Source organism: Edwardsiella sp. A.80236, from assembly GCF_044540725.1.
GTDB classification, from domain to species: domain Bacteria; phylum Pseudomonadota; class Gammaproteobacteria; order Enterobacterales; family Enterobacteriaceae; genus Edwardsiella; species Edwardsiella tarda.
In genome coordinates, this window is sequence record NZ_JBIUCY010000059.1 from 1 (window position 1) to 1009 (window position 1009).

A 1009-nucleotide genomic window follows, 5' to 3' on the forward strand; every position below is an offset into this window, starting at 1 on the left:
ATCAGCGATCGGCTCGTTGCCCTGCGCCGCTCCAAAGCCCGCGACGCAGCGCCGGCAGGCAGAGCAAGTAGAGGGCAGCGCCTGCAATCCATGCCCACCCGTTCCACGTTGTTATAGAAGCCGCATAGATCGCCGTGAAGAGGAGGGGTCCGACGATCGAGGTCAGGCTGGTGAGCGCCGCCAGTGAGCCTTGCAGCTGCCCCTGACGTTCCTCATCCACCTGCCTGGACAACATTGCTTGCAGCGCCGGCATTCCGATGCCACCCGAAGCAAGCAGGACCATGATCGGGAACGCCATCCATCCCCGTGTCGCGAAGGCAAGCAGGATGTAGCCTGTGCCGTCGGCAATCATTCCGAGCATGAGTGCCCGCCTTTCGCCGAGCCGGGCGGCTACAGGGCCGGTGATCATTGCCTGGGCGAGTGAATGCAGAATGCCAAATGCGGCAAGCGAAATGCCGATCGTGGTCGCGTCCCAGTGAAAGCGATCCTCGCCGAAAATGACCCAAAGCGCGGCCGGCACCTGTCCGACAAGTTGCATGATGAAGAAGACCGCCATCAGGGCGGCGACGACGGTCATGCCCCGGGCCCACCGGAACGAAGCGAGCGGGTTGAGAGCCTCCCGGCGTAACGGCCGGCGTTCGCCTTTGTGCGACTCCGGCAAAAGGAAACAGCCCGTCAGGAAATTGAGGCCGTTCAAGGCTGCCGCGGCGAAGAACGGAGCGTGGGGGGAGAAACCGCCCATCAGCCCACCGAGCACAGGTCCCGCGACCATCCCGAACCCGAAACAGGCGCTCATGAAGCCGAAGTGCCGCGCGCGCTCATCGCCATCAGTGATATCGGCAATATAAGCGCCGGCTACCGCCCCAGTCGCCCCGGTGATGCCGGCCACGATCCGCCCGATATAGAGAACCCAAAGGAAAGGCGCCGTCGCCATGATGGCGTAGTCGACAGCAGCGCCGGCCAGCGAGACGAGCAAGACCGGCCGCCGCCCGAAACGATCCGACAGCGC

At 64.2% G+C, this 1009-nt stretch carries 1 protein-coding gene; it reads right to left on the bottom strand.

Going from position 1 to position 1009, the window contains the following annotated elements:
• Position 1: 1 nt before the first annotated feature.
• A partial coding sequence (tet, locus tag ACEQFP_RS17460; protein WP_214220913.1) for a Tet(A)/Tet(B)/Tet(C) family tetracycline efflux MFS transporter occupies positions 2 to 1009 on the bottom strand: 1008 nt, incomplete at its 5' end.